Source organism: Streptomyces sp. NBC_00080 (assembly GCF_045041255.1).
Lineage (GTDB): Bacteria > Actinomycetota > Actinomycetes > Streptomycetales > Streptomycetaceae > Streptomyces > Streptomyces coriariae.
In genome coordinates, this window is sequence record NZ_CP108235.1 from 7,141,289 (window position 1) to 7,163,171 (window position 21,883).

Annotated in this window: 17 protein-coding genes and 1 pseudogene; 11 read left to right on the plus strand and 7 right to left on the minus strand. The window is 71.3% G+C overall.

The window, feature by feature from the left end; translation table 11 throughout:
• The first annotated feature begins 158 nt into the window (after nt 1–158).
• From OHU34_RS31795 to OHU34_RS31815, 5 genes are all read left to right on the plus strand, one after another.
• Nucleotides 159–737: a TerD family protein gene (locus tag OHU34_RS31795; RefSeq protein WP_020131883.1), complete on the plus strand. Its 579-nt coding sequence runs from the start codon at nt 159–161 to the stop codon at nt 735–737.
• Nucleotides 738–791: 54 nt separating this feature from the next.
• Nucleotides 792–2,804, plus strand: a complete 2,013-nt coding sequence (locus OHU34_RS31800) for a TerD family protein (protein WP_142269777.1) — start codon at nt 792–794, stop codon at nt 2,802–2,804.
• A 225-nt stretch (nt 2,805–3,029) separates the two neighbouring features.
• Nucleotides 3,030–4,031: a TerC family protein gene (locus tag OHU34_RS31805; protein ID WP_142269776.1), complete on the plus strand. Its 1,002-nt coding sequence runs from the start codon at nt 3,030–3,032 to the stop codon at nt 4,029–4,031.
• 126 nt (nt 4,032–4,157) lie between these two features.
• A complete protein-coding gene (locus OHU34_RS31810; RefSeq protein WP_142269775.1) occupies nt 4,158–4,472 on the plus strand; it encodes a hypothetical protein in 315 nt (104 codons plus the stop codon).
• Nucleotides 4,473–4,584: 112 nt separating this feature from the next.
• Nucleotides 4,585–5,685 (plus strand): calcium:proton antiporter, encoded by a 1,101-nt coding sequence (locus OHU34_RS31815; protein ID WP_405769552.1) that lies wholly within the window; start codon nt 4,585–4,587, stop codon nt 5,683–5,685.
• Here OHU34_RS31815 and OHU34_RS31820 read toward each other — a convergent pair.
• Both OHU34_RS31820 and OHU34_RS31825 read right to left on the minus strand, forming a co-directional pair.
• Nucleotides 5,675–6,979, minus strand: a complete 1,305-nt coding sequence (locus OHU34_RS31820; RefSeq protein WP_230196242.1) for an MFS transporter — start codon at nt 6,977–6,979, stop codon at nt 5,675–5,677. The genes OHU34_RS31815 and OHU34_RS31820 overlap by 11 nt on opposite strands.
• A 70-nt stretch (nt 6,980–7,049) precedes the next feature.
• Nucleotides 7,050–8,096, minus strand: coding sequence for a S66 peptidase family protein (locus tag OHU34_RS31825; RefSeq protein WP_142269773.1), 1,047 nt, complete (start codon nt 8,094–8,096; stop codon nt 7,050–7,052).
• 98 nt (nt 8,097–8,194) lie between these two features.
• On the opposite strand from OHU34_RS31825, the gene aroQ reads away from it, so the two are divergent.
• Nucleotides 8,195–8,668 (plus strand): type II 3-dehydroquinate dehydratase, encoded by a 474-nt coding sequence (gene aroQ / locus OHU34_RS31830; RefSeq protein ID WP_142269772.1) that lies wholly within the window; start codon nt 8,195–8,197, stop codon nt 8,666–8,668.
• Between the two features lie 37 nt (nt 8,669–8,705).
• On the opposite strand, the pseudogene OHU34_RS31835 reads toward aroQ, so the two are convergent.
• The 3 genes and pseudogenes from OHU34_RS31835 to OHU34_RS31845 all read right to left on the minus strand — a co-directional run.
• A pseudogene (locus OHU34_RS31835) lies at nt 8,706–9,095 on the minus strand (ATP-binding cassette domain-containing protein); the annotation flags it as partial.
• 207 nt (nt 9,096–9,302) lie between these two features.
• Complete coding sequence (locus tag OHU34_RS31840) at nt 9,303–9,959, minus strand: MBL fold metallo-hydrolase (RefSeq protein ID WP_405769557.1); 657 nt, start codon at nt 9,957–9,959, stop codon at nt 9,303–9,305.
• A gap of 9 nt (nt 9,960–9,968) precedes the next feature.
• On the minus strand, nt 9,969–10,655 hold the full coding sequence (locus tag OHU34_RS31845; protein ID WP_142269766.1) for a maleylpyruvate isomerase family mycothiol-dependent enzyme: 687 nt from the start codon (nt 10,653–10,655) through the stop codon (nt 9,969–9,971).
• A gap of 223 nt (nt 10,656–10,878) precedes the next feature.
• Here OHU34_RS31845 and uvrA point away from each other — a divergent pair, with 223 nt between their 5' ends.
• Nucleotides 10,879–13,944, plus strand: a complete 3,066-nt coding sequence (uvrA, locus tag OHU34_RS31850) for an excinuclease ABC subunit UvrA (protein WP_405769560.1) — start codon at nt 10,879–10,881, stop codon at nt 13,942–13,944.
• Nucleotides 13,945–14,180: 236 nt separating this feature from the next.
• Here uvrA and OHU34_RS31855 read toward each other — a convergent pair whose 3' ends face one another.
• The gene (locus OHU34_RS31855; RefSeq protein ID WP_405769563.1) at nt 14,181–15,104 is read right to left on the minus strand and encodes a carbohydrate kinase; all 924 of its coding nucleotides are present in this window, start codon (nt 15,102–15,104) and stop codon (nt 14,181–14,183) included.
• A gap of 145 nt (nt 15,105–15,249) precedes the next feature.
• Complete coding sequence (locus OHU34_RS31860) at nt 15,250–16,218, minus strand: hypothetical protein (RefSeq protein ID WP_405769566.1); 969 nt, start codon at nt 16,216–16,218, stop codon at nt 15,250–15,252.
• A gap of 306 nt (nt 16,219–16,524) precedes the next feature.
• Between OHU34_RS31860 and uvrC the strand changes: the two genes are divergently transcribed.
• From uvrC to whiA, 4 genes are read left to right on the plus strand one after another with little or no spacing between them, the layout of a single operon-like run.
• Nucleotides 16,525–18,636 carry an excinuclease ABC subunit UvrC gene (gene uvrC / locus OHU34_RS31865; protein ID WP_405769569.1) on the plus strand — a complete coding sequence of 704 codons (2,112 nt, stop codon included), beginning with the start codon at nt 16,525–16,527 and terminating at the stop codon, nt 18,634–18,636.
• Nucleotides 18,633–19,706, plus strand: coding sequence for an RNase adapter RapZ (gene rapZ / locus OHU34_RS31870; RefSeq protein WP_142269761.1), 1,074 nt, complete (start codon nt 18,633–18,635; stop codon nt 19,704–19,706). Before uvrC ends, rapZ begins: the two co-directional genes overlap by 4 nt.
• A complete protein-coding gene (yvcK, locus tag OHU34_RS31875) occupies nt 19,703–20,770 on the plus strand; it encodes a uridine diphosphate-N-acetylglucosamine-binding protein YvcK (RefSeq protein WP_142269760.1) in 1,068 nt (355 codons plus the stop codon). The genes rapZ and yvcK overlap by 4 nt, the downstream gene beginning before the upstream one ends.
• Complete coding sequence (gene whiA, locus OHU34_RS31880) at nt 20,761–21,750, plus strand: DNA-binding protein WhiA (RefSeq protein WP_020131902.1); 990 nt, start codon at nt 20,761–20,763, stop codon at nt 21,748–21,750. Before yvcK ends, whiA begins: the two co-directional genes overlap by 10 nt.
• Nucleotides 21,751–21,883: the final 133 nt, after the last annotated feature.

The window sequence follows — 21,883 nt, forward strand, 5'->3', positions numbered from 1 at the left end:
GGCCCTTGCGGTTGCTGTGCCCCCGCCCCGCACGCCCTGTGTTGCAAGACCGACACAAAGTGCGGGCCTGGGTACGGCACTGTCAGTGCCTTTGCGTAGGGTTTCCGTCAACCGCGGGCTCGCGGCAACAGGGGACAGCTCGAGAGGGGAATCAGCGCGTGACCGTCAACATGACCAAGGGTCAGGCCATCAGTCTTCAGAAGCACGACGGGGGCAGCCTGACCGCGGTGCGCATGGGTCTCGGCTGGCAGGCGGCTCCGCGGCGCGGCCTGTTCGGCTCCCGGACGCGGGAGATCGACCTCGACGCCTCCGCCGTCCTGTTCGCCGACAAGCAGCCGGTCGACGTCGTCTTCTTCCGCCACCTGGTGAGTGACGACGGCTCGGTCCGTCACACCGGTGACAACCTCGTCGGCGGTGTCGGTCAGGGCGGCGACGACGAGGCGATCCTCGTCGACCTCGCGCGCGTGCCGGTCCACATCGACCAGATCATCTTCACGGTGAACTCCTTCACCGGCCAGACGTTCCAGGAAGTGCAGAACGCCTTCTGCCGTCTGGTCGACGAGACCAACGGCCAGGAGCTGGCGCGCTACACGCTGGCGGGCGGCGGCGCCTACACCGCCCAGATCATGGCGAAGGTGCACCGGGTGGGCGGGGGCTGGAACATGACGGCCCTCGGCGCTCCGGCCAACGGCCGCACCTTCCAGGACCTGATGCCCGCGATCCTGCCCGCGCTGTAGGGCGGGGAGCGGCACCGAGACAACATCACACGCGACGCAGGGGGACGACAGGCGATGACGGCCGAGCTGGTGCGGGGGCAGAACCACCCGCTCTCCCAGGTCCGCCTCGAGATCCGGGTCTCGGCCGGCAGGCCGGTCATGGCGGTTGCCACACTCGGTGACGAGAGCGGCAAGGTCCCCGGCGTCGAGTGGGTGGCCCACCCCGGCGTACCCACCCTGCCCGGCCTGGAGGTCTCCCGGCAGGCGGCCGCCGACCACCGTCTCGCGGTGGATCTGGACGCCGTGTCGGCGGCCGTGCACCGGGTCAGCGTGCTGCTCGCGCTGCCCACGGGTGTCGGCGGGCCGGTCAGCTTCGGCTCGGTCGCGGCCCCCTTCGTCGCGGTCACCGGCCTCGACGGCGCCGAGGTCGCCACCTACACCATCACCGGGCTGGACGCGGAGTCGGCGGTCGTCGCGCTGGAGCTGTACCGGCGGCAGGGCGCCTGGAAGGTGCGTGCCGTCGGCCAGGGCTACGCGGGCGGCCTCGCCGAACTCCTCACCGACCAGGGTCTGACGCAGGCGCAGCGGCTCGCGTCCGGCATCAACGACGCCGTGGTCCAGGGCCTGGCCCGCTCGGTGCAGGCGCCGCCGCGTACCGCCGAAGGCGACCGCTCCCGGCAGGCGGCCGCGTCCGCCCTCGGCCCGGACCAGAGCGGCTCGCCGTACGGCACGCAGGGCACCCAGGGCGGCGCCGGCCCGTACGGGGCGACCCCCAACCCGCAGGGCCCCTCGGCCACGGGCTACCCGGCGGGCGCCACTCCGGCGGATCCCGACGCCACCCAGCCGACGCCGACGACACCCACCGCCGGTGGCCCGATCGACTACAGCCATCCGCGTCGGCAGAACGCCGCTCCGCCCCCGCCTCCGCCCACCGCGCCCCCGTCCCGGCCCGGAGAGCCCGCCCGGCCCGTCGCGGGTGACGCGACCGGCTGGTCCATGGAGGAGCGGCTCTACAACCAGGTCTGGGGCATGTTCGAGGACCTGGCCCGCAGCACGGCCGCGTACCGCAGCGCCGTCGACTTCGCCGATACGCGGATGGAGAAGGAGCTGGACCAGGTCCTGTCCGACCCGCGCAGCAGGATGGGCGGCCAGGGCGACGCCGCCCGCGAGGCGGCCCAGGCCAAGCACATCCAGCTCGTCGACCAGGCCCGGGAGGCACTGGACCGGGATCTCGTCCAGCTCGGCGCCGAGGCCGACGTGGTCGAACCGGCGCTGCCCGCGGCGTACGCGCGCTGGGACAACCCGGTCTGGCACGCCTACCGCGTTCCCATGGAGATGCCCATGGCCGTGCGCCTGGGCGACCTGCACCTTCCCGAGAGCGACCCGCTGCGCATCCCGATGCTGGTCAGGCTGCCGCTCGAGCGCGGCCTGTGGATCGACAGCGGGCGGTCGGGCCTGTCCGACGGGTCGTTCGCCGACTCCCACGAGCTGCGCCGCCTCGCCATGGAGTCGGCCGTGGCGCACACGGCCCGGCTGCTGGCGGTGCATCCGGCGGACGAGTTCACCGTGCACGTCGTCGATCCGGCCGGTTCGGGCGCCCGGGAACTCGCGCCGCTGGTGCACAGCGGCGTGCTCGCGGCCCCGCCCGCGGTCGGCGCGGCCGGAGTCGCGGCGGTCCTGGGCCGGCTCACCGAGCGGGTCGACCTGGTACAGATGGCGGTGCGTGGCGGCATGGCCGACTCGCTGCCGCCCGGCTTCGACACGGCCCAGCAGCTCCTGGTCGTCAACGACTTCCCGCACGGCTTCGACGACCGTGCCGTGACCCAGCTGCGCTACCTCGCGGACGAGGGGCCCGGCGTCGGCGTCCACCTGATGATGGTGGCCGACCGGGAGGACGCCGACAGTTACGGTCCGTTGCTGGATCCGCTGTGGCGTGCGCTGCTGCGGCTGACGCCGGTGGCCGAGGATCACCTCGCCGACCCCTGGGTGGGGCACGCCTGGACGTACGAGCCGAGCCTGGTGCCGGCCGGTAGCCAGGTGCTCCAGCAGGTCCTCGCGCAGGTCGCGGCAGCTCGCGCCAAGTACTAGTAAAGTCCTCTGACCAGGGAACTTGGCCTTTCTTTTACCAATCGCTTTACCTTTTCTTGGTGCTTGGGGTACTGTTTTCCTCACGGAGGGGAGTACTCCCTGCTGCGGCGTACCCGTCAATACGGATCAGGCCTGATCCCGGGGCGTCGGCCCATCTCGGGTGGAAGAGACCTCCGGCAGCGCGACGACGCTGATCACCTGCCGTTACGTACTGTCGGAGGCGCAGTGAATGTTTCCCTGGCCCTATGGGTCCTGACCATCGTGGGCCTCGCCGCCCTCATCGCGGTCGACTTCTTCATCGGCCGCAAGCCGCACGACGTGTCGATCAAGGAAGCGGGGATCTGGACCGTCGTCTGGATCGCCCTGGCCGGGCTCTTCGGAGTCGGGCTGCTCGTCTTCAGCGGCGGTGAGCCGGCCGGCGAGTTCTTCGCGGGCTTCATCACCGAGAAGTCGCTCAGTGTCGACAACCTCTTCGTCTTCGTCCTGATCATGGCGAAGTTCGCGGTCCCGTCGCAGTACCAGCAGCGGGTCCTGCTCGTCGGTGTCCTCATAGCCCTGGTCCTGCGGGCGATCTTCATCGCCGCGGGCGCCGCGATCCTCGCCAGCTTCGCGTGGGTGTTCTACCTCTTCGGCGCCTTCCTGATCTGGACCGCCTGGAAGCTCATCCAGGAGGCCCGGGCGGACGAGGACGACGAGGAGTTCGAGGAGAACAAGCTGCTCAAGGCCGCGGAGAAGCGGTTCGGCGTCGCCGACCGCTACCACGGGACGAAGCTGTGGATCGAGCAGAACGGCAAGCGGGTCATGACCCCGATGCTGGTCGTGATGCTCGCGATCGGCACCACCGACGTGCTCTTCGCCCTCGACTCGATCCCCGCGATCTTCGGCCTGACGCAGGACCCCTACATCGTCTTCACCGCCAACGCGTTCGCGCTGATGGGCCTCAGGCAGCTCTACTTCCTGATCGGCGGCCTGCTGAGGAAGCTGGTCCACCTGAGCTACGGCCTGTCGGTCATCCTCGGTTTCATCGGCGTCAAGCTGGTGCTGCACGCGCTGCACGAGTCCGGGGTGCACGTCCCCGAGATCAGCATCCCGGTCTCGCTCGGCGTCATCTGCTCCGTCCTGATCGTCACCACGATCACCAGTCTGCTGGCTTCGAAGAAGCAGGCGGCGGCCGAGGCGGCGCGTACGGAGAGCGAAGGCGCTCCGAAGGACAGCATCGAGGCCTGACCACGCAGGACGTAGGAACAACCACCCCCGGGAGCGGTGCGCGGCGAATTGCCGAGCACCGCTCCCGGTGCTTCGTTGGGAGCTGGGCGTCTCCACCCGGGGACGCCGGTTCCGGGTGGAGGCACCGTGGGCACATCGCAGAGGTTCGTCCAGATCCTCGAGTTCGAGACCGACCGCATCGACGAGATGCGGGCGCTGGCCGAGGAGGGGGAGCAGCGCATCGCGGGCCGGGCCGACGGCCCGACGCGCCGCCTCGTCCTCAAGGACCGCGACCAGCCGAACCGCTACCTCGTGGTGGTCGAGTTCGACTCCCACGAGCAGGCCATGCGCAACAGCGAAGACCCGGAGACGGGCAAGTTCGCGGAGCGGATGGCCGCCCTCTGCACCCGGCCCCCGTCCTTCACCGACTGCGACGTCCAGGACACGACCGAGTTCAGGTGACGGCAGCCGCACAACCGCCCGTCCTGCCCGCACGGGCAGGCCGGGCGGCACGGCCAGGCCGGGCGGGACGGGCCGGAATGCGGAGCCCCTACGGCTCTGCGACGATCGCTGCATGATCGCTCGGCTCAGGTCGGTCACGACCCGGTGGACAGCCCTCGTGCCGGCGCTGGCGGTCGTCCTGCTGGTCCTGACCTGGGGACGCGACCTGCCGGGCACGGTCGTCGTCGTGGTGACGCTGGTCCTCGCCGGATCGGTCCTCGCCGCCGTGCACCACGCGGAGGTCGTCGCCCACCGGGTCGGCGAACCCTTCGGATCCCTGGTCCTCGCGGTCGCCGTGACGATCATCGAGGTCGCCCTGATCGTCACCCTGATGGCGGACGGCGGGGACAAGAGCTCGACCCTGGCGCGGGACACGGTCTTCGCGGCCGTGATGATCACCTGCAACGGCATCGTCGGCCTTTCCCTCCTGGTCGCCTCGCTGCGCCACGGCACGGCGATCTTCAACCCGGAGGGCACCGGAGCGGCGCTCGCGACCGTCGCCACCCTGGCCACGCTCAGCCTCGTCCTGCCGACCTTCACCACCAGCAAACCGGGCCCGGAGTTCTCCGCCGTCCAGCTCACCTTCGCCGCCCTGTCCTCCCTGGTCCTGTACGGCCTGTTCGTGACGACACAGACCATCCGGCACCGCGACTACTTCCTGCCGGTCACCCGGCAGGGAGACGTGATCACCGCCGACGACCACGCCGGAGCCCCCACGGCCCGCACCGCCCGGATCAGCCTCGGGCTGCTCGGTCTGGCCCTGATCGGTGTGGTGGGCCTCGCCAAGGGAGTCTCGCCCACGATCGAGTCCGGAGTGGAGGCCGCCGGACTGCCCCAAGCGGTGGTCGGTGTGATCATCGCGCTGCTCGTACTGCTCCCCGAGACGATCGCCGCGCTGCGCTCCGCCCGCAGCGACCGGGTGCAGACCAGCCTCAACCTCGCGCTCGGCTCCGCGATGGCCAGCATCGGTCTCACCATCCCGGCGGTGGCCCTGGCCTCCCTCTGGCTCTCCGGGCCGCTCGTCCTCGGGCTCGGCCCCACCCATATGGTGCTGCTCGCGCTGACCGTCGTGGTCAGCTCTCTGACGGTCGTCCCGGGACGGGCCACGCCGTTGCAGGGCGGCGTCCACCTCGTGCTGTTCGCGGCCTACCTGGAGCTGGCGATCAATCCGTAGCCGGCCGCACGGCGGCCACCCGCACCGGCCGGGTCTCCGGCAGCAGTGCGAAGCAGCCCAGACTGAGCAGCGCGATCCCCGTCAGGTAGGCGCCCACACCCCACGGGACCCGCCCCGAGCGCTCGGCGAGGGCGGTCGCCACGATCGGCGTGAGGGCACCCCCGAGGACCCCGCCCAGGTTGTAGCCGACCGCCGCGCCGGTGCAGCGCACGCGCGGCGCGTAGAGCTCCGGCAGATACGCCGAGATCACCGCGAACATGGTGACGAAGGCGAGCAGCGCCCCCAGGAAGCCGAGGAACATCGGCAGCGGCTCGCCGGTCGAGAGCAGCGCCACCAGTGGGAACATCCACAGCGCGGCCGCCGCGCAGCCGACGAGGCACAACGGCCGGCGGCCGAAGCGGTCGCCGAGCATCGCCATCACGGGAGTCAGTGAACCCTTCACCACCACGGCGGCCATGATGCAGACCAGCATGACGGTACGGCTGACCCCGAGCCGTTCCGTCGCGTACGCCAGGGACCAGGTCGTCACGGCGTAGAAGATCGCGTAGCCGGCGGAGAGCGCGCCGGCGGTCAGCAGGACGAGCCGCCAGTGGTCGCGCACGACCTCCACGAGCGGCACACGCGCGTGGTCGTCGATCTCCAGGAACCGGGGGCTCTCGGGCAGCGACGACCGCAGCCACAGCCCGAGCACGGCCAGCACCCCGGCCGCCCAGAACGGCACCCGCCACCCCCACTGCGCGAACTGCGCCTCTGTCAGCGTCACCGACAGGACCAGCACCACTCCGTTGGCGAGCACGAAGCCCACCGCGGGCCCCACCTGCGGGAAGCTCGACCACAGCCCGCGCCGCTCCGCGGGCGCGTGTTCCGCGGTCAGCAGTACCGCGCCGCCCCACTCCCCGCCGAGCCCGAGCCCCTGGAGGAAGCGCAGGACGAGCAGCAGCAGGGGAGCGGCCACCCCGATCGTGTCGTACGTCGGCACGCAGCCGACCGCGACCGTCGAGGCACCGGTCAGCAGCAGGGAGACGACCAGGACCGGCCGGCGCCCGTGCCGGTCCCCGATGTGCCCGAACAGCACCGAGCCCAGCGGCCGCGCCACGAAGCCCACGCCGAACGTCGCGAACGCGGCCAGTGTCCCCGCCAGCGGCGAGAACGTCGGGAAGAACAGCGGCCCCAGGACCAGCGCGGCAGCCGTCCCGTAGACGAAGAAATCGTAGAACTCGATGGCCGTCCCGGCGAGCGAGGCCGCCGCGAGCCGCGGCATGGAGAGCGCCTTCACGGTGTGTACGTCGTGCATGCCGCGTCAACTACCCACAGTGATCGCGGGTTACGGGGGCGTGTGGGGGCGCGGACCGCCGCCAGGGGGCTCAGTAGGTCACGGTGATGCGCCGCGCGGGGCCGTCGACGCGGATCGTGCCGCCGTAGGGGATGACGAGTTGCGGGTCGGTGTGGCCGAAGTCCACGTCGAAGACGGCCAGGGTCTCGGGGGCGTACGCGCGCAGCGCGCGTTCCACCGCCGCACGCTGGTCGGCCGCGTAACGGGCGCCTTCCTCCGGGCTGTTGGGGCGCTCGAAGGACCGGCTCTTGGCCCGGGCCATCAGCAGTGCGGGGAAGCGCCGCAGCAGACCGCGCTCGCCCATGTTGCGCAGGATCCGGAAGACCTCGGTGGCGCTCGGCAGTTCCTCCGACGTCTCCAGGATCAGCACCCCGCCGTCGTACACCGCCAGGTCGCGGGCGATCTCGCGGTCGGCCATCAGCAGCCAGGAGAGGATCTCCAGGTTGCCGCCCCAACTGCGCCCCTCCACCACGCGGTCGGCGTTGACCCAGCTCCAGCCGGCGCCGGGCCGGCCGTCGGGCTCCGACGCGAAGGTCGCCGGGTCGCCCCAGTCGCCGCCGAAGTCGTTCCACCGGTCGGCGGGCCGCAACTCGTAGGGGCCCGAGGTGAACAACGCGGCGCGCAACGAGTCGGCGGTCAGCGGGTGCATGGCTCCGGGGCGTCCCAGCTCGCACATCACGCTCGCGCCGTGGTAGGCGACGACGCCGGAGTTGTACAGGAACGCCAGCAGGTTGGTGTTGTCGCTCCACCCGAAGAACGGCTTCGGGTCGGCGCGCAGCAACTCCCGGTCCAGCAGCGGCAGTACGGTGATCTGGTCCTCGCCGCCGATCGACGCGATGACCGCCCGCACGCCCGGGTCGGCGAACGCGGCGTGGATGTCGTCGGCGCGCTCCTGCGGCGTCGCCCCCATCCTGCGCGTCGTCGGGTACTCGACGGGCTCCAGAGCGAACTCCTCGCGCAGCCGCTGCACGCCCAGCTCGTAGGGGCGCGGGAAGAGCCCGGGCAGGCCCGCGGAGGGCGAGATGACGGCTATGCGGTCGCCGGGCGACGGCTTCGGGGGATACGAGGGCGCGGTCATGGCGGGAGGGTACGGCCTGCTGCCCTGCGGTTTCACCGTGATAAACCGGTGTGAGCGGCGGCCTTGGACGGGCCGTCCACGAACGGACCGGAGGAACCGTGCCCCGCAGCCTGGCCAACGCCCCGATCATGATCCTGAACGGCCCCAACCTGAACCTCCTGGGCCAGCGGCAGCCGGAGATCTACGGTTCCGACACGCTCGCCGACGTCGAGGCGCTGTGCGTCAAGGCGGCGGCCGCGCACGGCGGCACGGTGGACTTCCGGCAGTCCAACCACGAGGGGCAGTTGGTCGACTGGATCCACGAGGCGCGGCTGAAGCACTGCGGCATCGTGATCAACCCGGGCGCCTACTCGCACACGTCGGTCGCGATCCTGGACGCCCTCAACACCTGTGACGGCCTGCCAGTGCTGGAGGTCCACATCTCCAACATCCACCAGCGCGAGTCCTTCCGGCACCACAGTTACGTCTCGCTGCGCGCCGACGGTGTCATCGCGGGCTGCGGGGTGCAGGGATACGTGTTCGGCGTGGAGCGCGTGGCCGCGCTGGCGGGGGCGGGCAAGGCGGACGCGTAAGCATCGCCCTCCAGGCCGTAGCCCCTTACCGCGCCCCTCAGAGGCGGCCCGCCTCCACGATCCGCCGCAGGAAGCGCTGTGTGCGCTCCTGCTGCGGGTCGCCGAAGAGCTGCTCGGCGGTGCCCCGCTCCAGCACGACGCCTCCGTCAAGGAAGCAGACCTGGTCGGCGACCTCGCGCGCGAAGCCCATCTCATGAGTGGCGAGCACCATGGTCATGCCGTCGGCCTCCAGGTCGCGGACGACGTTCAGGACCTCGCCCACCAGTTCGGGGTCGAGGGCGGCCGTGATCTCGTCGAGCAGCAGCAGCCGGGGACGCACGGCGAGCGCGCGCACGATCGCGACCCGCTGCTGCTGACCACCGCTGAGCCGGTCGGGATACTCGCCGGCCTTGCCGGCCAGCCCGAGCCGCTCCAGGAGCTCCCCGGCAGGCTCGGCGGACCCGCCTGGGCCGCCGGTCGAGGGCGGGGATCGTGGACCGGCGGCCCGATCCGCGCCGGAGCCGTCATCCCGCGCGGAACTGACACCAGTCGACCGCGCGACCACGAGTGCGGGGAGCGCGCGTGGGGGACCGGCATGTGCGCGCGATTCACACGGGGCGCGCGGTCGGCAACGCGCGCCCCCTGTCGTGCGGACTCACCACCCGCGCGCGTGCCACTCCGGAAGGTGCGGCCGCTCCGCGCCCAGCGTGGTGTCGTTGCCGTGCCCCGGATAGACCCAGGTCTCGTCCGGCAGCGCGTCGAAGATCTTCGTCTCGACGTCGTGGATGAGACGGGCGAACGCCCCGGGGTCCTTACGGGTGTTGCCCACGCCGCCGGGGAAGAGGCAGTCACCGGTGAACACATGGGGGTGGCCGTGCGGGTCGTCGTAGACCAGGGCGATCGAGCCGGGCGTGTGCCCCACCAGATGGCGCGCGGTGAGCTCGACGTTCCCCACCCGGATGACGTCACCGTCGTCGACCGGGACGTCGGTCGCCACGGGGATGCCCTCGGCGTCCTCCCGGCCGGCGTAGGTACGCGCGTGCGTGGCCGCCACGACCTCGGCGAGTGCCTGCCAGTGGTCGCCGTGCTGGTGCGTGGTGACGACGGACGCGATGCCGTCGTCGCCGATCGTGCCGAGCAGGGCGTGCGCGTCGTTGGCCGCGTCGATCAGCAACTGCTCGTCCGTGGCCCGGCAGCGCAGCAGATAGGCGTTGTTGTTCATCGGGCCGACCGCGATCTTGGTGATCATCAGGTCCTTGAGCTCGTGCACGTCCGCCGGTCCGCCGACCGTCACCTCACCGCTGTACGTCATGGCGGCAGCCTATAGCGGCGGAAGGGCCGGCAGCGGCCCGCCGTCCGCCGTCAGTCCGGAACCGTCGCGACGCCCGGCGAGCCAGCCCAGGAGGTCCGCGGGGGTGCCGGTGACGGTCACCTCGGGCCGCTCGGCCGCGCGGCCCGTGTGCCACGCGCGCGTGCCGTCCGTCAGGCGCGTCGGCGGCACGTCGGGACTCCCGGTGAACCGCTCCGCGAGGAACTCGATCTCCCGCGCGGTGAACTCCTCCGGCAGGTCCTCCAGCTCGTAGCCGATGCCGAGGTCCACGGAGTGCAGCTCCACCTCCACCCACCGCCGGAACGGCACGCGGGCCGCCGTGTCGACGACCCCGTTGCGCAGCTCCACCGTGCGTGACCAGTCCGCGGGCACGGCTCCCGTCGCCTGGAATCGGGCCGCGCTCTCCCTGACGTCCGTGAGCTGGACGTCCAGGGGGCGTGGGGCGTCCCGCTCGATGTCGGCGTCGCGGACGAAGGCGTCGGCGTACATGGGACGGCCCTCGAGGACGTTCGTGAGGGCATCCGCGTTGCGGGCGATGTGAGCCAGGACATGTCCGCGGCTCCAGCCGGGCAGGCGTGACGGCTCGGCCGCCGACGCGTTGTCCAGTTCGGCGACTGCGGTGAGGAGCCGCTCCGTCGCTTCACGTACAGACTCCAGGTCATGAGCGTGATCAATCATGGTGCTGACCCTAGCCTCGCCACCCCTTCGGGTGAAGGTGGTCGACCGAGCCCGCAAATCGAATGCACGTGCTATATGGTCGGTGGCGGCGTCGGGCATGCTGGAAGGCCGGGGATTGTTGTGAACCGGTGAATCCCGACCGGCGTTGTCAGTGGCTCGCCCTAGTCTGAGAAAGACGGGGGCCCCGCCCCTGTCACTTCTCTCAAGAAAGGTGCGGACCGGCGTGGCCGACCGTCTCATCGTCCGTGGCGCGCGCGAGCACAACCTCAAGAATGTCTCGCTCGACCTGCCACGCGACTCGCTCATCGTCTTCACGGGCCTGTCGGGGTCGGGCAAGTCCTCGCTGGCCTTCGACACCATCTTCGCCGAGGGCCAGCGGCGCTACGTCGAGTCCCTCTCCTCGTACGCCCGGCAGTTCCTCGGCCAGATGGACAAGCCGGACGTCGACTTCATCGAGGGTCTCTCCCCGGCTGTCTCCATCGACCAGAAGTCGACCTCGCGCAACCCGCGCTCCACGGTCGGCACCATCACCGAGGTCTACGACTACCTGCGCCTGCTCTTCGCGCGCATCGGCAAGCCGCACTGCCCCGAGTGCTCCCGGCCGATCACGCGCCAGTCGCCGCAGGCCATCGTCGACCGGGTCCTGGAGCTGCCCGAGGGAAGCCGCTTCCAGGTGCTGTCGCCGCTGGTGCGCGAGCGCAAGGGAGAGTTCGTCGACCTCTTCGCCGACCTCCAGACCAAGGGCTACTCCCGCGCGCGGGTCGACGGCGAGACGATCCAGCTGTCCAGCCCGCCCACGCTGAAGAAGCAGGAGAAGCACACCATCGAGGTGGTCATCGACCGCCTCACGGTGAAGGAGTCCGCCAAGCGCCGGCTCACCGACTCGGTGGAGACCGCGCTCGGCCTCGCCGGCGGCATGGTCGTGCTCGACTTCGTCGACCTCCCCGAGGACGACCCCGAGCGCGAGCGCATGTACTCGGAACACCTGTACTGCCCGTACGACGACCTGTCCTTCGAGGAGCTGGAGCCCCGCTCCTTCTCCTTCAACTCGCCCTTCGGCGCCTGCCCCGAGTGCTCCGGCATCGGCACGCGCATGGAGGTCGACCCCGAGCTGATCGTCCCGGACGAGGACAAGTCCCTCGACGAGGGCGCCATCCACCCCTGGTCGCACGGCCACACCAAGGACTACTTCGGCCGGCTGATCGGCGCCCTCGCGGACGCGCTCGGCTTCCGCACCGACATCCCCTTCGCGGGGCTGCCCCTGCGCGCCAGGAAGGCCCTGCTGCACGGCCACAAGACGCAGATCGAGGTCCGCTACCGCAACAGGTACGGGCGCGAGCGCGTCTACACGACCCCCTTCGAGGGCGCCCTCCCGTTCGTGAAGCGCCGGCACGGCGAGGCCGAGAGCGATGCCAGCCGGGAGCGCTTCGAGGGCTATATGCGTGAGGTGCCCTGTCCCACCTGTGAGGGCACGCGCCTCAAGCCGCTCGTCCTCGCGGTCACGGTCATGGGGAAGTCCATCGCCGAGGTCTCCGGGATGTCCATCAGCGACTGCGCGGACTTCCTGGGCGAGCTGAAGCTGGACGCCCGCGACAAGAAGATCGCCGAGCGGGTCCTGAAGGAGGTCAACGAGCGGCTGCGGTTCCTCGTCGACGTCGGTCTGGACTACCTCTCGCTCAACCGCGCGGCCGGCACGCTCTCCGGCGGCGAGGCCCAGCGCATCCGCCTGGCCACCCAGATCGGCTCCGGCCTCGTCGGCGTCCTGTACGTCCTCGACGAGCCGTCCATCGGCCTGCACCAGCGTGACAACCACCGGCTGATCGAGACCCTGGTCCGGCTGCGGGACATGGGCAACACGCTGATCGTCGTCGAGCACGACGAGGACACCATCAAGGTCGCCGACTGGATCGTCGACATCGGTCCCGGCGCCGGCGAGCACGGCGGCAAGGTCGTGCACAGCGGCGGCCTGAAGGAACTCCTCGCCAACACCGAGTCGATGACCGGGCAGTACCTGTCCGGCAAGAAGGCGATCCCGCTGCCCGACATCCGGCGGCCGCAGGACCCGTCCCGTCGGCTCACCGTCCACGGCGCCCGCGAGAACAACCTTCAGGACATCGACGTGTCCTTCCCGCTGGGCTTGTTCACCGCGGTCACCGGCGTCTCCGGCTCCGGCAAGTCGACGCTGGTCAACGACATCCTGTACACGCACCTGGCCCGTGAACTGAACGGTGCCAGGAACGTGCCGGGGCGGCACACGCGCGTGGACGGCGACGACCTCGTCGACAAGGTCGTGCACGTCGACCAGTCGCCCATCGGCCGCACCCCGCGGTCCAACCCGGCCACGTACACCGGTGTCTTCGACCACGTCCGCAGGCTGTTCGCGGAGACCACCGAGGCGAAGGTCCGCGGCTATCTGCCGGGCCGCTTCTCCTTCAACGTCAAGGGCGGCCGCTGCGAGAACTGCGCGGGCGACGGCACGATCAAGATCGAGATGAACTTCCTCCCGGACGTCTACGTCCCGTGCGAGGTCTGCCACGGTGCCCGCTACAACCGGGAGACCCTGGAGGTCCACTACAAGGGCAAGTCCATCGCCGACGTCCTGAACATGCCCATCGAGGAGGCGACGGAGTTCTTCGAGGCCGTCCCCGCGATCGCCCGCCACCTCAACACCCTGAAGGACGTCGGCCTCGGCTACGTCCGGCTCGGCCAGTCCGCGACCACCCTGTCCGGCGGTGAGGCACAGCGTGTGAAGCTCGCCAGCGAGCTCCAGCGCCGCTCCACCGGCCGCACGGTCTACGTCCTGGACGAGCCGACCACGGGTCTGCACTTCGAGGACATCAGCAAGCTGCTCAAGGTGCTCGCCGGCCTGGTCGACAAGGGCAACACGGTCATCGTCATCGAGCACAACCTCGACGTGATCAAGACCGCCGACTGGGTCGTCGACATGGGTCCCGAGGGCGGCGCCGGGGGTGGCCTCGTCATCGCCGAGGGCACGCCGGAGGAGATCGCCGCGGTGTCGACCAGCCACACCGGCAAGTTCCTGCGGGAGGTGCTCGGCGCCGACCGGATCAGCGACGCGGCTCCGGTGAAGGCCCCGCGCAAGACGGCGGCGAAGAGGACGGTCGCGGCGAAGACGACCGCGCGCAAGACCGCGACCGCCAAGACGACGACCGCCAAGACGGCCACGGCCCGGACGACCGCCGCGAACAACACGGCGGCCAAGAAGGCCGCCGGGGCGACCACGAAGGCGACCCCCGCGAAGAAGGCCACACGGGCCCGCAAGGCCTGACCCGACACGGGCCGCGCGGCCCGCTCAAGACCTGGGCCGAGAGGCCTGGCGAGCCGGTGAAAGGGACGGCGCCCCGCGGGAACTCCCCGCGAGGCGCCGTCCGTCGTTCCACCGGCTGCACCGGCTGCACCGGCTGCACCGGCTGCACCGGCTGCACCGGCTGCACCGGCTGCACCGGCTGCACCGGCTGCACCGGCTGCACCGGCTGCACCGGCTGCACCGGCTGTTCGGCAGCCCTACGACGGGTTCGGGAAGCCGCCCAGTTCGGAGGCGTACGGCGGCTCCGCGCCGGCCCGGGAGCAGGTGATCGCCGCCGCGCGGGCGGCGAACCGCAGCAACTGCTCCCACCCGTCGGCGCCCAGGCCCGCGAGACCGGCCGGGGACAGGGCGTCCCGCACCGAAAGGCCGTGCAGCAGAGCCGCGTTCACGGTGTCCCCGGCGCCGATGGTGTCCACGACGTCCACCCGCTCGCCCGGCACCGCGTACACGGCCCCGTCCTGCGTGAAGGCGGTCAGCCCGTCGCCGCCCTGAGTGATCACGACGGCCGAGGGACCGGCGGACAGCCACTCGCCCGGGGTGCCGCCCAGCCACGCGGCGTCCTCCTCGGAGAGCTTGAGCAGGGAGACCGAGGGCAGCCAGCTCTTGAAGCGGGCCCGGTAGGCGTCGGCGTCGGGGATCAGCCCGGCCCGGATGTTCGGGTCGAGCGCCGTGAACAGTCCCTGCGTCGCGGCGGTCCGCATCAGCTCCTCGTACGCGCTCGCACCCGGTTCGAGGATCAGGGAGCAGGTGCCGAAGGACACCGCGCGTGTGCCCGCGGGCAGCGTGGCCGGGGCCGTGAACAGGCGGTCGGCGGTGCCGTCGACGTAGAAGGAGTAGGCGGCCGAACCGTTCCCGTCGAGGGTGGCGACCGCGAGCGTGGTCGGCTCCGTGCCGCGCTGCACCGCGGACACGTCCACGCCCGAGTCCTGCAGCCCGGCGAGCAGTGCCTCGCCGAAGGCGTCCTGCGAGGTGCGGGAACAGAAGGCCGTGCGAGAGCCCAGGCGGCCGAGGGCGACGGCCGTGTTGTAGGGGCCGCCACCGAGCGCCGGCTGGAGACCGGCGAGGGCGCCCGCGCCCTGCGGTACCAGGTCGATCAGGGCCTCACCGGCGACGACGATCACGGGGCGGTTCCTCTCTCTGGCTGTCTGCGGCCGCTCGGACCGTGCCCGCGGGGGCAGCCGCACCGGGTGCGGCGGACGCAGGAACAGGTGAGCCGCAGGCCGGGAAGCTACCCCATTCCGGAGCCGCGCGGAAAGCCTGCGCCCTTCACTCCCAGTCCCAGCCGATGCCGACCATGCCCGACCGCACCCGAGGCTCGACGAGGTGCACCGAACGGTGCCGGCCGCTGAGCGGCAGCTCCTGGCGGCCGCCGCGCGGGGCCGCCGCCGAGTGCTGGGTGAACCGGTGGCAGCGCACGGGCACGGCGTTCTCGGCGAAGCGGATCTGGAGGGCGTACTGGCCGCCCGCCGCGCCGAAGCCGCGGACGTACTCACGGGACACGTCGGCGGTGCCGTCCTCGACGGCGTAGCGGAAGAGGAAGGTGTCGCCGGTCCTCAGCCGGGTGTCGAAGTGGAGTTCCGCCACGAGCACGCCGGTGTCGTGGTGGCTGCGGACCCGGCCGGCCCGGCAGTTCTCCAGGGCGTGCACCGTCATCCGTTCCGGTGAGCAGCCGGGGTCGCCGTGATGGACGGCCACGAAGCGGTCGACGCCGTCGCGGTGCGCGCGCACGATGTGCTGCGACTCGCGTCCCAGCAACTCGCGGCGCGACCCGATGCGGACCCGTTCGTGGTGGCCCAGGATGTGCAGCCCCCCGTCGACGGGGCACTCCAGTTCGCCGAGCAGTTGTTCGAGAATGCCGGAGGCCTTCAGCAGCGAGCGGTAGGAGCGGCCCGCGGACTGCCCGGTCGTCGCGCCGGCGTCCCCGCCGTCGGGCTCCGCGAGCAGCCGGATCAGCGACTCGTCCGGCAGGTGCAGGATCTCCTCCAGCGCACGCACGGCGCGCAGCGACTCGGGGCGCTGCGGCCGCCGGGCGCCCTGCTGCCAGTAGCTCAGACTGGTCACGCCCACCTTCACCCCGTACCGCGACAGATGGTGCTGGACGCGTTGCAGGGGCAGGCCACGGGCGGCGATCGCGGCACGCAGCGCCACATGGAAAGGACCGCCTCGCAGGGCCGTGTCCAGTTCCGCGGAGGTGGCGTCGACGGCGGCGTCCGCGTGCTGTGTGGCGTGCGGCATGCAGGGGCCTCTCTGTGAATGCTCACGACGGCTGGTCGGACCGTTCGTGCGGGTGGTCGGGGCCTTTTCCGGCGTCGCCGGGACTCCTTCACATCCGTAGGGCGGCCCTCAGGGCCCGAGTCCCCCCGCATTGAAGCGTGTTGACCAAGTCCCGACAACACCTGATGCCCGAGTGGCACATGCGTGTGGCCGAGTCGATGCCTCCGGGTCCCGCCCTCGGCACCTCGCTTGTTTACAGGCCGTCGGACACCCGGCCGTCGTCCACAGCCCGCCGGAGTGTCACCCCGCGCCAGTAGGGTGTGAGACATGGCCGACCCCTCCAGTTACCGCCCCAAGCCGGGACAGATCCCGGACTCCCCCGGGGTGTACCGATTCCGCGACGAGCACCGCCGGGTGATCTACGTCGGAAAGGCGAAGAGCCTGCGTCAGCGCCTGGCGAACTACTTCCAGGACCTGTCCGGCCTTCACCCGCGCACCCGCACGATGGTCACCACGGCCGCGTCGGTGGAGTGGACGGTGGTGTCCACGGAGGTCGAGGCGCTCCAGCTGGAGTACTCCTGGATCAAGGAGTACGACCCCCGGTTCAACGTCAAGTACCGCGACGACAAGAGCTATCCCTACCTCGCCGTGACGATGAACGAGGAGTTCCCGCGCGTCCAGGTGATGCGCGGGCACAAGAAGAAGGGCGTCAGGTATTTCGGGCCGTACGCGCACGCGTGGGCGATCCGGGACACCGTCGACCTGCTCCTGCGGGTCTTCCCCGTGCGTACCTGCTCCGCAGGCGTCTTCAAGAACGCCGCCCGCACCGGCCGGCCCTGTCTGCTCGGCTACATCGGCAAGTGCTCCGCGCCGTGCGTCGGCCGGGTCTCCGCCGAGGAGCACCGCGAACTCGCCGAGGAGTTCTGCGACTTCATGGCCGGCCGCACCGGAACCTACCTCCGCCGGCTGGAGAAGCAGATGGCGGACGCGGCCGAGGAGATGGAGTACGAGCGGGCCGCCCGCCTGCGCGACGACATCGAGGCCCTGAAGAAGGCCATGGAGAAGAACGCGGTCGTGCTCGCGGACGCGACCGACGCCGACCTGATCGCGGTCGCCGAGGACGAACTGGAGGCGGCCGTCCAGATCTTCCACGTACGCGGCGGACGCGTCCGCGGCCAGCGCGGCTGGGTGACCGACAAGGTCGAGGACGTCACGACCGGCGCCCTCGTCGAGCACGCCCTGCAGCAGCTGTACGGCGAGGAGCGGGGCGACTCCGTGCCCAAGGAGGTCCTGGTCCCGGCCCTGCCCGAGCCCGTCGAACCCGTCCAGGAGTGGCTCACCGAGCGCCGCGGGTCCAACGTCTCGCTGCGCATCCCGCAGCGGGGCGACAAGAAGGCCCTGATGGAGACCGTCGAGCGCAACGCGCAGCAGGCGCTCGTCCTGCACAAGACCAGGCGCGCCTCCGACCTGACCACGCGCTCGCGCGCCCTGGAGGAGATCGCCGAGGCCCTCGACCTGGACAGCGCGCCGCTGCGCATCGAGTGCTACGACATCTCGCACCTCCAGGGCGACGACGTGGTGGCCTCCATGGTCGTCTTCGAGGACGGCCTGCAGCGCAAGAGCGAGTACCGCCGCTTCCAGATCAAGGGCTTCGAGGGCCAGGACGACGTCCGCTCCATGCACGAGGTGATCACCCGCCGCTTCAGGCGCTACATCGCCGAGAAGGAGCGGACGGGGGAGTGGACCGACGGCGAGAACGCGCTCGCCGACACCACCGCGACGCCCCTCGCCGACGCGCCCCTGACCGACGCCGCCGAAGCGCCCCTCACCAGCAGCCTCAAGGACGATGACGGCCGCCCCAAGCGCTTCGCCTACCCGCCTCAGCTCGTCGTCGTCGACGGCGGACAGCCGCAGGTCGCGGCGGCCAAGCGGGCGCTGGACGAGCTCGGCATCGATGACATCGCCGTCTGCGGCCTGGCCAAGCGGCTGGAAGAGGTCTGGGTGCCGGACGACGACGACCCGGTCGTCCTGCCCCGCAGCAGCGAGGGTCTCTATCTGCTCCAGCGCGTGCGCGACGAGGCCCACCGCTTCGCCATCACCTACCAGCGCACCAAGCGGGCCAAGCGCTTCCGCGCCGGTCCCCTGGACGAGGTGCCCGGCCTCGGCGAGACGCGCAAGCAGGCACTGATCAAGCACTTCGGCTCGGTGAAGAGGCTCCGGGCCGCGACGATCGAACAGATCTGCGAGGTTCCGGGCATAGGCCGCAAGACGGCCGAGACCATCGCCGTGGCCCTCGCCCGGGCGGCATCGCCCGCCCCCGCCGTGAACACGGCGACCGGAGAGATCATTGATGATGAGGAACCCGATACGACGGCGGGTTCCCCCGGTGACCCGGTGACGACGGGCGCCCCGGAAGAACGACGGGGGCAGGAGACATGACCGAGCACGAGCACGACGCACACCCCGCAGCGGAACAGGAACAGGCGCCCACTACTGTGCCCACAGCCGCGCCCCAGCAGGGACCCAGGGAAGCAGGCGAGAATTCCACCCCGCACCCCGCGGTCCCCGACAGCCCTCAGCAAGAAGTACGCCAGGAAGACGGAGCACAGGTGAGTACGGACGTCACGCCGCCCGGGATCCCCGACGCGGCCATCCCCGAGCTGGTGATCATCTCCGGCATGTCCGGGGCCGGTCGCTCGACGGCAGCCAAGTGCCTGGAGGACCTCGGCTGGTTCGTCGTCGACAACCTCCCACCCGCCCTGATCCCCACCATGGTGGAGCTGGGCGCCCGCTCCCAGGGCAACGTGGCGCGGATCGCGGTCGTCGTCGACGTCCGCGGCCGGCGCTTCTTCGACAACCTCCGCGAGTCCCTCGCCGACCTCGAGTCGAAGGGCGTCACCCGGCGGATCGTCTTCCTGGAGTCCTCCGACGACGCCCTGGTGCGCCGCTTCGAGTCCGTGCGCCGCCCGCACCCCCTCCAGGGCGACGGCCGCATCGTCGACGGCATCGACGCCGAGCGTGAGCTGCTGCGTGAGCTGCGCGGCGACGCCGACCTGGTGATCGACACCTCCAGCCTCAACGTGCACGAGCTGCGCGCCAAGATGGACGCCCAGTTCGCGGGCGACGAGGAGCCCGAGCTGCGGGCCACGGTGATGTCGTTCGGCTTCAAGTACGGCCTGCCGGTCGACGCCGACCTGGTCGTGGACATGCGCTTCCTGCCCAACCCGCACTGGGTCCCGGAGCTGCGCCCCTACACCGGCCTCAACGAGGAGGTGTCGGCGTACGTCCTCAACCAGCCCGGCGCCAAGGAGTTCCTCGACCGGTACGCCGAGCTCCTCCAGCTGGTCGCCGCGGGCTACCGCCGGGAGGGCAAGCGCTATGTGACCATCGCGGTCGGCTGTACGGGTGGCAAGCACCGCTCGGTGGCCATGTCGGAGAAGCTCGCCGCGCGTCTCGCGGCCGAGGGCGTGGAGACGGTGGTCGTGCACCGGGACATGGGACGGGAATGACAGGACGTTCTCCACGGCTCGGCCGGCTGCGCAGGAACGCCTCCGACGGGCGCGTGGTCCGGCCGATCGAGGCACGCGGCGGCAAACCGCGCCGCCGCGGCACCCAGCCCAAGGTCGTCGCCCTCGGCGGCGGCATGGGACTGTCCGCCTCGCTCACCGCGCTGCGCCGGATCACCGGCGACCTCACCGGGGTCGTCACGGTGGCCGACGACGGTGGTTCCAGCGGACGGCTGCGTGAGGAGCTGGGCGTACTGCCGCCCGGTGACCTGCGCAAGGCGCTGGCCGCGCTGTGCGGTGACGACGACTGGGGCCAGACCTGGGCCCGGGTCATCCAGCACCGCTTCCAGTCGCAGGGCGAGATCAACGGCCACGCGGTGGGCAATCTGCTGATCGTCGCCCTGTGGGAGCAGCTCGGCGACCACGTCCAGGCTCTGGACCTGGTCGGCAAGCTGCTGGGCGCGCAGGGGCGCGTGCTGCCCATGTCCGCCGTACCGCTGGAGCTCCAGGCGCTGGTCAAGGGCCACGATCCGGAGCGGCCGGACGACGTCGACACGGTCCGGGGACAGGCGACCGTGGCGCTGACGCCCGGCGAGGTGCAGTCCGTGCACCTGGTGCCGCACGACCCGCCGGCCGTCCCGGAGGCGGTCGAAGCCGTCCTGGACGCCGACTGGGTGGTGCTCGGCCCCGGCTCCTGGTTCTCCTCGGTCATGCCGCACCTGCTGGTGCCCGATCTGCTGGACGCCCTCATGGAGACGAAGGCGCGCCGGGTGCTCTCCCTGAACCTCGCCCCGCAGCCCGGAGAAACCGACGGCTTCTCCCCGCAGCGTCATTTGGAGGTTTTGGGCCGACACGCCCCTAAACTCGCCCTGGACGTGGTGCTGGCCGACGTGGCCGCCGTGCTCGACCGCGACTCGCTGACCGACGCCGCCAAAAGGTTCGGGGCCGCGGTCGAGCTGGCGCCGGTGGCCCGGCCCGACGGAACCCCGAGGCATGACCCGGAGCTGTTGGCTGCCGCGTACGACCGTATTTTTCGGATGCATGGAAGGATCGGCCCATGGCGATGACGGCAGCGGTGAAGGACGAGATCTCCCGGCTCCCCGTCACCCGGACCTGCTGTAGAAAGGCGGAGGTCTCCGCCGTTCTGCGGTTCGCCGGCGGCCTCCACCTGGTGAGCGGGCGGATCGTGATCGAGGCGGAGCTGGACACCGCGATGGCGGCCCGCCGGCTCAAGCGGGACATCCTGGAGATCTTCGGCCACAGCTCGGAGCTGATCGTGATGGCCCCGGGCGGTCTGCGCCGCGGCTCGCGCTATGTGGTGCGGGTGGTCGCGGGCGGTGACCAGCTGGCCCGGCAGACGGGGCTCGTCGACGGCCGGGGCCGCCCGATCCGGGGGCTGCCCCCGCAGGTGGTCTCCGGCGCGACCTGTGACGCGGAGGCGGCCTGGCGCGGGGCCTTCCTGGCGCACGGCTCGCTCACCGAACCCGGCCGCTCGTCCTCCCTGGAGGTGACCTGCCCGGGCCCGGAGGCCGCGCTCGCGCTGGTCGGCGCCGCCCGTCGGCTGTCCATCGCCGCGAAGGCCCGTGAGGTGCGCGGAGTCGACCGCGTCGTGGTCCGGGACGGCGACGCGATCGGCGCGCTGCTCACCCGGCTGGGCGCGCACGAGTCGGTGCTGGCCTGGGAGGAGCGCCGGATGCGCCGCGAGGTGCGGGCCACGGCGAACCGTCTGGCGAACTTCGACGACGCCAATCTGCGCCGCTCGGCGCGTGCGGCGGTCGCCGCCGGGGCCCGGGTCCAGCGCGCCCTGGAGATCCTCGGTGACGAGGTGCCCGAGCACCTGGCGGCGGCCGGCCGGCTCCGGATGGACCACAAGCAGGCCTCCCTGGAGGAGCTGGGCGCGCTCGCCGACCCGCCGCTGACGAAGGACGCGGTCGCCGGACGGATCCGCCGGCTGCTGGCGATGGCCGACAAGCGGGCCTCCGACCTCGGCATCGCGGGTACGGACGCCAACCTCAGCGACGAGCTGGCCGACAATCTGGTCGGCTGACCCCGGCTCTCCTGACGGCTCTTCAAAACGCCGGTGGTATCGCCCCTTCGGGTGACACCACCGGCGTTTGCGTGGCTTTGAGGCGCTCTTGACTGGATCATCAAGTGTCATGAGCCTGGCAGAGTTCGCTGCT